This is a genomic window from Streptococcus sp., assembly GCF_030528045.1.
Taxonomy (GTDB): Bacteria; Bacillota; Bacilli; order Lactobacillales; family Streptococcaceae; genus Streptococcus.
Map to the genome: position 1 here is coordinate 1 of NZ_JAUMZR010000058.1, position 8,183 is coordinate 8,183.

8 protein-coding genes are annotated in these 8,183 nt (G+C 43.4%); all 8 read right to left on the reverse strand.

What is annotated here, in order from left to right; translation table 11 throughout:
• Positions 1-92 precede the first annotated feature (92 nt).
• Positions 93-1,916: a translation elongation factor 4 gene (gene lepA / locus Q4A91_RS08915; RefSeq protein ID WP_303214114.1), complete on the reverse strand. Its 1,824-nt coding sequence runs from the start codon at positions 1,914-1,916 to the stop codon at positions 93-95.
• Between the two features lie 78 nt (positions 1,917-1,994).
• Positions 1,995-2,723 (reverse strand): metallophosphoesterase family protein, encoded by a 729-nt coding sequence (locus Q4A91_RS08920; protein ID WP_303214116.1) that lies wholly within the window; start codon positions 2,721-2,723, stop codon positions 1,995-1,997.
• Positions 2,724-4,391 carry a DNA repair protein RecN gene (gene recN / locus Q4A91_RS08925; protein WP_303214118.1) on the reverse strand — a complete coding sequence of 556 codons (1,668 nt, stop codon included), beginning with the start codon at positions 4,389-4,391 and terminating at the stop codon, positions 2,724-2,726.
• 6 nt (positions 4,392-4,397) lie between these two features.
• A complete protein-coding gene (locus tag Q4A91_RS08930) occupies positions 4,398-4,829 on the reverse strand; it encodes an arginine repressor (RefSeq protein ID WP_303214120.1) in 432 nt (143 codons plus the stop codon).
• Positions 4,822-5,637: a TlyA family RNA methyltransferase gene (locus tag Q4A91_RS08935; protein WP_303214122.1), complete on the reverse strand. Its 816-nt coding sequence runs from the start codon at positions 5,635-5,637 to the stop codon at positions 4,822-4,824. Before Q4A91_RS08935 ends, Q4A91_RS08930 begins: the two co-directional genes overlap by 8 nt.
• Complete coding sequence (locus tag Q4A91_RS08940) at positions 5,630-6,505, reverse strand: polyprenyl synthetase family protein (protein WP_303214124.1); 876 nt, start codon at positions 6,503-6,505, stop codon at positions 5,630-5,632. The genes Q4A91_RS08935 and Q4A91_RS08940 overlap by 8 nt, the downstream gene beginning before the upstream one ends.
• Positions 6,502-6,714, reverse strand: coding sequence for an exodeoxyribonuclease VII small subunit (locus Q4A91_RS08945; RefSeq protein ID WP_000043226.1), 213 nt, complete (start codon positions 6,712-6,714; stop codon positions 6,502-6,504). The genes Q4A91_RS08940 and Q4A91_RS08945 overlap by 4 nt, the downstream gene beginning before the upstream one ends.
• Complete coding sequence (gene xseA / locus Q4A91_RS08950; RefSeq protein WP_303214128.1) at positions 6,692-8,032, reverse strand: exodeoxyribonuclease VII large subunit; 1,341 nt, start codon at positions 8,030-8,032, stop codon at positions 6,692-6,694. The genes Q4A91_RS08945 and xseA overlap by 23 nt, the downstream gene beginning before the upstream one ends.
• Positions 8,033-8,183 lie beyond the last annotated feature (151 nt).

Here is an 8,183-nt window from a genome sequence, read left to right on the forward strand (position 1 = left end):
AGACGAAGTTCGTCTCCTCTCGTGCTTAGTTATAGGTCACCCACTACAGTTGACATAGAGCCAAAAATCTTCAAGAGTTTTATTTTCTATTTCTATTCTTCATCCATGCTTAAGACGCTAAGAAAGGCTTCTTGTGGGACTTCTACTGATCCGATAGCCTTCATGCGTTTCTTACCAGCTTTTTGTTTTTCAAGGAGTTTGCGTTTACGAGAAACGTCACCACCGTAACACTTGGCAAGTACGTTCTTACGAAGGGCCTTGATATCAGTACGAGCCACGATTTTGTGCCCAATAGCTGCTTGAATCGGCACCTCAAATTGTTGACGAGGGATGATTTTCTTGAGCTTATCAACGATGAGCTTCCCACGTTCGTAGGCAAAGTCCTTGTGAACGATAAAGCTGAGGGCATCTACCTTATCACCATTGAGAAGGATATCCATTTTGACCAGTTTAGATGGACGGTACTCTGACAATTCGTAGTCAAAGCTTGCATAACCACGCGTCGAAGACTTAAGCTTATCAAAGAAGTCAAAGACGATTTCAGCAAGTGGAATTTGATAGATAACATTGACACGATTATCATCAATATAGTCCATGGTCACAAAGTCCCCACGCTTGCGCTGAGCTAGTTCCATAACTGCTCCGACAAACTCCTGCGGTACCATGATTTGCGCCTTCACATACGGTTCTTCAATGGTCGCGATCTTAGTCGGATCTGGAAATTCAGAGGGGTTAGACACATCCATAGACTCACCGTCAGTTTGGTTAACCTTATAGATAACAGACGGAGCTGTCATGATGAGGTCAATATTGAACTCACGCTCTAAACGCTCTTGGATAACATCCATATGGAGAAGTCCAAGGAATCCACAACGGAAACCAAATCCCAGCGCCTGAGATGTTTCTGGTTCAAACTGCAGGCTGGCATCGTTGAGCTGCAATTTTTCAAGGGCTTCACGAAGGTCATTGTACTTATTTGATTCAATTGGATAAAGACCTGCAAAGACCATAGGATTCATCTGCTTGTAACCATCTAGCGGTTCTCCTGCTGGATTGCTTGCTAGGGTCACTGTATCACCCACACGAGTGTCTTGAACCGTCTTGATGGAAGCCGCAATATAACCAACATCACCTGTCGCTAGGAAATCACGACCAACTGCTTTCGGTATAAAAATTCCGACCTCAGTCACATCAAAGGTCTTGCCATTGCTCATGAGTTGAATCTTATCGCCAGGTTTGACCACTCCATCCATAACACGTACTTGAAGTATAACCCCACGATAGGCATCATAAACTGAGTCGAAAATCAAGGCTTTGAGTGGCGCTGTTACATCACCAGTAGGAGCTGGCACTTTTTCAACGATCTGCTCAAGAATCTCTTCAATACCAATACCAGCTTTGGCTGAAGCTAAGACCGCTTCGCTGGCATCCAGTCCGATGACATCTTCAATCTCTGTACGCACACGCTCTGGATCGGCTGCTGGTAGGTCAATCTTGTTAATGACGGGCAAGATTTCCAAATCATTATCCAATGCTAGATAAACGTTGGCAAGTGTTTGTGCTTCAATCCCTTGGGCCGCATCAACCACCAAAATTGCTCCTTCACAGGCTGCTAGTGAACGCGACACTTCATAGGTAAAGTCCACGTGCCCAGGTGTGTCAATCAAGTGGAAAATATAAGTTTCCCCATCTTTTGCAGTGTAATTGAGCTCAATAGCATTGAGTTTAATGGTAATCCCACGTTCACGCTCAAGATCCATACTATCCAGAAGCTGGGCTTGCATTTCACGACTAGAAACGGTCTCCGTCTGTTCCAAAATGCGGTCTGCTAGGGTTGATTTCCCATGGTCAATATGGGCGATAATAGAGAAGTTTCGAATCTTCTCCTGTCGTTTTTTCAAATCTTCTAAGTTCATGATGCTCTTCCTTTCAGGGTATCTATTAATTATAAATTGTTTTTAACATTTTGACAAGACCATACCCTGCTAGGAGTACTAATCTTCGGCAATAAAGCCATCATTTTCGATAAAGTGGTGTTCTGTCATTCCTTGCTCAGTAAAGACAATCCCATGAAGGACACCACCATAGACAGCTCCTCCATCCATGCCAATCTTGCCATCTTCTGTCATCCAAAGCTCAGCAGTACCTCGGTCTTGCTTCAGCAAACCATAAACTGGTGTATGCCCAAAGACAATGGTTTTCCCGGTATGATTTTCAGCTTCGTGGAATGGTTTTCTGAGCCAGACTTTTTTATAATCTGTAGTTTCATGCCAATCATCCAAGGTCAAGTCAATACCCGCATGAACAAAGATATACTTGTCTGTCTCTACTACAAATGGCATTTGACGAATAAATTCGACCAAGTCCGCTGCTTCAGTCGCAACACGCTTAGCATCTTCTACGCCATCAACTGGTGCATCCAAGGGACGACCTAGGATTGAGTTAATAGTTGTATCTCCACCATTGCGACGATAATGGTCATAGCTTTCTTCTGGATCATCGAGCCAAGTCAGAAACATATACTCATGGTTTCCTGATAGACAAATAGCTCCATGATTGTCGACCAAGTCTTTGACCATCTCTAGAACACGGCGACTGTCTTCACCTCGGTCAATCAAATCCCCTAGAAAGAGCAACTGAGTTTGACCATCCCAGGTTTTGAGAAGATCTTCCAGCATACCTGCTTTTCCATGGACATCTCCAATTACATAATAGTCTGTCATTTATTTCTCCCTCGTTTGCAATAATTCTCTCGCTTGGGTAAGGGCAGCTTCGGTTACATTTTCCCCAGCCAACATCTTAGCAACTTCCTCTACTCGCTCTTCTAAAGTCAAGAGACGAACTGTCGACACCGTTGAGTGCTCATCGCTAATCTTCTCAATAAAGAATTGATAATCCGCGATGGCAATCACTTGTGGTAGGTGAGAGATTGCTAAGACTTGGCCATGCTGGCCAATCTTATGAATCTTCTGAGCAATAGCTTGGGCTACACGACCTGAGACTCCCGTATCCACCTCATCAAAGACAATACTGGTCTTTCCTTCCTTACGAGAAAAGGCTGACTTGACAGCCAACATGAGGCGGGATAATTCCCCACCAGAAGCAACCTTAACCAAAGGCTTAAAGTCTTCACCAGGGTTGGTGGAAATGTAAAATTCGACTGCTTCATTTCCTTCAAGGCTGAACTTACTCTTACTAAAGCGAACCTGGAACTGTGCCTTCTCCATATAGAGATCCTGAAGTTCTTGTTTAATCTCAGCCTCAAGCTGCTGGGCCAAATTATGACGAGCTGATGCAAGTTGCCCTGCCAAATCGACAAGATTAACTTCCAATTTCTTGAGCTCTGCTTCCATGTCTTCAGAAGAAAGGTTATTTCCAGTCAAGAGATTGTACTCATCCGTAATCTTGGCAAAATAAAGCAAAACATCGTCCACAGTTCCACCGTACTTGCGGGTAATCGTATTCAGAAGATCTAGGCGATTTTCAACCTGCATGAGACGATTACCATCAAAATCCAAGTCATCAATAATATCTTCCAAACGCTTGGTAATATCTTCTAAAACATAGTATGTTTCTGATAGAGAACTTGAAATTTCACGATATTCAGGGTCGTATTCTTCAACACTTTCCATGTCATTCATTGCTGAACGGACATTAGCAAGACTGGAGAATTCCTCATTGTCCAACATGCTATAGGCATTGGTTAGCGTATCCGCAATATTCTTATGATTGAGGAGTTTATCTCGTTCTTGGTTGAGAGCCAAGTCTTCACCAGCCTGCAAGTTTGCTGCCTCAATCTCTGCCATTTGAAATTCCAACATCTCAATACGAGCCTTGTGTTCCTGCTGGTTTTTCTTGACTTCCAAAACCTGCTTGCGCATTTTGCGATAGGCATCAAAGCTCGTCTGATAGGTCTCCTTCAAGTCCAAGAAAGCAGCATCACCAAACTCATCCAACATCTGGATGTGCAGTTGAGGACGCATTAACTCTTCTTGGTCATGCTGACCATGGATATCCACAAGGTGCTGCCCAATAGCACGCAAGACAGAAAGATTGACCATCTGACCATTCACGCGACTAACACTACGACCATTTTGCAAAATTTCCCGCCGGATGATAATTTCATCACCCATTTCTAAACCTTGCTCATCAAAAAGTTCCTGTAAAAAGCGACTATTTTCAACTGAGAAAAGCCCCTCTATCTCTGCCTTAGGAGCACCGTGGCGAATAACGTCTGTCGTTGCACGAGCCCCCAACATGAGATTCATGGCGTCGATAATGATAGACTTTCCAGCACCCGTTTCCCCGGTCAAAACAGTCATACCCTTTTCAAAATTGAGGGAAATCGCCTCAATAATGGCAAAGTTTTTTATCGAAATTTCAAGTAACATACTGACCTACCATTTTTTGACTTGTTCAACAATTTCTTCAGCTGACTCTGCTGTTCTAGCTACAATTAAGATAGAATCATCATCAGCTAGACAGCTAAAAATCTGTTCAGAAAATGCTTCAACCAACTGACTCTTCACAAAAATAGTATTTCCAGGAATGACAGCAAGGTTGATCATATTTCCCATTAACTCAGAACTCACAATATTGTCCTCAGCCAACTGCAAACTTTTGACGACTGATTTTGGCAACTCATAGATATAGGCGTTGTTCTTCAAAGGAATTTTAACAATCCCAAGTTCCTTGATGTCCCTTGAGACAGTGGCTTGCGTAGCAGAAATACCTGCTTCCTTCAAATGCTCAACGATTTCTTCCTGAGTCCCGATTTGATAATCCGTAACAAATCTTCTAATTTTTTCAAGTCTCTCTTTTTTATTCATCTTTAAATTCTCTATGCGCTCTCTCTACAACTTTTTCTATTTCAGGGGCAACTTGATTACTTGCTCCCTCTTCTTTTTTCAAATATGCCAGAAATTCGATGTTTCCATGTCCTCCTTGGATTGGTGAATAGTCTAATCCAAACACTGAAAAACCTTGTTCAACTGCCATAGCAGTGACAGATTCAAGGACAGTTTGATGAATCTTGGCATCGCGAATGATTCCATTCTTTCCAATCTGCTCACGACCTGCTTCAAACTGGGGCTTAACCAGAGCCACCACCTGCCCTTGATCTGCCAAGACACGGTGCAAGGCAGGCAAAATCAGACTGAGCGAAATGAAACTCACATCAATACTGGCAAAGCTCGGTTCCTGCTCGAAATCAGTCTTTTCAGCATAGCGGAAATTGAACTGCTCCATGCTGACAACCCGTGGGTCTTGGCGCAATTTCCAAGCCAACTGATTGGTGCCAACATCGACTGCAAAGACTAACTCAGCACCATTTTGCAACATGACGTCAGTAAATCCTCCAGTGGAAGCCCCAATATCAATCGTGGTCGCTCCATCCACTGATAAATCAAAGACCTGCAAGGCCTTCTCTAGTTTTAGACCACCTCGACTGACATACTTGAGTTTTTCACCCTTGAGTTTTAGTTCAGTATCATCTGGGATTTTCTCTCCTGGTTTGTCAAAGCGTTCTCCATTAAGGACTGCTACGACTAGACCTGCCATGACACCGCGCTTGGCCTGTTCTCGCGTTTCAAACAAGCCCTGTTTATAAGCTAGTACATCCACTCTTTCCTTAGCCATTGATTCTCAAACTTTCTACTACTTTCACAATCGATTCTGTTTCAAAGGGAACCTGCTGGGCAATTTCTTCTAATTTAGCCTCGGCTTGATCCAGAGTTTGGTTACAAAAGGCGATGGCCTCTTCCAAGCCCAACAAGGCAGGATAGGTTGACTTTTCTGCCTGCAAGTCCTTTTGCGGTGTCTTACCGATTTCCTCAAAACTAGCCGTCACATCCAGTACATCATCTCGAACTTGAAAGGCCAGCCCAATCAATTCACCCACAGTTTCCAGTTTTGCTTGGATTTCTGGTGCTAATTCAGCTATGATAGCAGCTGCTTGAAAGGGATAGGCTAGCAATTTTCCAGTCTTATTGGCATGAATGGTCTGAAGTTCTTCCAAAGACAAATGCTGGTGTTCGCCTTCCATGTCCAGAACCTGCCCTGCTACCATGCCTAGACTACCTGATGCAAGGGATAAGTTGGCAATCAAGTCCACCTTGATCTGACTTGGCAAATCTGCCTGCGCTATCAAGGCATAGGGATCTAGGAACAAGGCATCTCCTGCCAATATTGCCATAGCTTCGCCAAATTTCTTATGATTAGTCAAACGCCCTCGACGGTAATCGTCGTCATCCATAGCTGGAAGATCATCGTGAATCAAGCTCCCTGTATGAATCATTTCCAAAGCCGCGGCTACCTGGGCATGAGCTGGTCTAATAGCAACATGCAAGGCTTCCAAAACCTCTAACAAGAGAAAAGGTCGAATACGCTTGCCACCAGCATGAATGGAATAGAGAACGGACTCTCGCAAACTAGAGGCAATCTGTTGGTCTCCATAAAAGTCTTCCAAAGCAGACTCGACAAGAGCTAATTTTTCTTGCTTCTTCATTCAAAATCACTTTCTGTTCCGTCTTCTTGCATGACCTTAACCAAGGTCTTTTCAGCCTTGTCCAGCGTCGCTTGGAGCTCTTTTGACAAGACCATTCCCTTTTGAAAAGCAGCAATTGCATCTTCCAGAGCGATTTCACCATTTTCCAAACTTTGGACAATGGTTTCCAGTTCTGCTAGATTTTCCTCAAATTTCTTTTGTTTTGACATCTTTAACCTCTAATTCTACTTGACCATCTCGCATCAAAAGCGTTACTTGATCTTTTTTCTTCAAACTCTCAACCGAGTCTACTACTGACTCTTCTTTTTTGACAATAGCATAACCACGCGCCACGATTCGACTGGTATCCAACATCAGTAGAGCTTCTGAAAGTCGCTTCACTTCAGCAACTTTAGCATCATAAACAAGAGCCATTTGGCTACGCAGGAACTTGTCCAACTGACCTAGACGGTCCTGATAACGCTGGATTTTGGTAACAGGTGATAACTGGACTAGTCGATGCGTCCTTGCTTGGACTAGCTGTTTGTTATCAGAAATCCGTGTTCGCAAACTTTGTTTTAATCGCAGTTGCAGTTGATCTAACCGTTGCAAATAACCATCATACAAGCGCTCTGGCTGTCTAAAGATAACAGACTGACTGCATTTTTTCAAAGCCTCTTTTTTCTTTGACAAGACATTCTGAACTGCTGTTGCCATCCGTTTTTCTTGATTTTGCAAATGCGTCAATAGATCCAACTTGGTCACAGGCGTTGCCAGTTCAGCTGCAGCTGTTGGCGTTGCAGCCCGTCTATCTGCCACAAAATCCGCCAAGGTCACATCTGTCTCATGCCCAACACTAGAGATGACGGGCAAACGGGATTCAAAAATAGCCCGTACCACGATTTCTTCGTTAAAAGCCCAGAGATCCTCGATGGAACCCCCACCACGACCAATGATGAGAACATCTAGGTCCTCACGTTGATTGGCACGCGCAATATTTCGAGCAATTTCCTCCGCAGCTCCATCACCTTGTACCTTGGTCGGATAGAGAAGGATATCAACACCTGGAAAACGTCTGCTGACGGTCGTGATAATATCTCGAATAACAGCTCCACTGCGACTGGTTACCACACCGATTCGCTTAGCAAATTGGGGAAGAGATTGCTTGAATCTCTCTTGAAACAGACCTTCTTCTGTCAGTTTCTTCTTGAGTTGTTCAAACTGAATCACAAGCGCCCCAACCCCATCAGGCTCAACTTTTTCAATGATGATAGAGTAGCTACCGCTCGGTTCATAGATTTGCACACGCCCAATCACATTGATTTTCATTCCCTCTTCCAAGTCGAAACCTAATTTTTGATAAATCCCAGACCAGATGGTCGCTTGAATGACTGCATGATCATCTTTTAAGGAGAAATATTGGTGAGTAGGTCGTTTACGAAAGTTGGAAACTTGACCAGTTAAATAGACCCGTTCCAAGTAAGGGTCTTTATCGAATTTCATTTTCAGATACTTGGTCAAAGTTGTTACCGATAAATACTTTTCCATCTCCACCTACTATTCATTTTCTTGCTTTTCCATGGGTATTATTATACCAAAAAGATGATTAAAAATCTCCTTTTGCATACTGAAACCAAAGGAAAAATAGAAAAAGGGGCTCTATAATATCTGTAGTGGGTAAAAACCACTATGGAAATTA

What these genes read in the sequence shown, in the direction of transcription:
- Q4A91_RS08930 (WP_303214120.1), bottom strand. Translation starts at nt 4,829, where the DNA reads ATGAATAAAAAAGAGAGACTTGAAAAAATTAGAAGATTTGTTACGGAT.
- Q4A91_RS08920 (WP_303214116.1), bottom strand. Translation starts at nt 2,723, where the DNA reads ATGACAGACTATTATGTAATTGGAGATGTCCATGGAAAAGCAGGTATG.
- recN (WP_303214118.1), bottom strand. Translation starts at nt 4,391, where the DNA reads ATGTTACTTGAAATTTCGATAAAAAACTTTGCCATTATTGAGGCGATT.
- xseA (WP_303214128.1), bottom strand. Translation starts at nt 8,032, where the DNA reads ATGGAAAAGTATTTATCGGTAACAACTTTGACCAAGTATCTGAAAATG.
- lepA (WP_303214114.1), bottom strand. Translation starts at nt 1,916, where the DNA reads ATGAACTTAGAAGATTTGAAAAAACGACAGGAGAAGATTCGAAACTTC.
- Q4A91_RS08940 (WP_303214124.1), bottom strand. Translation starts at nt 6,505, where the DNA reads ATGAAGAAGCAAGAAAAATTAGCTCTTGTCGAGTCTGCTTTGGAAGAC.
- Q4A91_RS08945 (WP_000043226.1), bottom strand. Translation starts at nt 6,714, where the DNA reads ATGTCAAAACAAAAGAAATTTGAGGAAAATCTAGCAGAACTGGAAACC.
- Q4A91_RS08935 (WP_303214122.1), bottom strand. Translation starts at nt 5,637, where the DNA reads ATGGCTAAGGAAAGAGTGGATGTACTAGCTTATAAACAGGGCTTGTTT.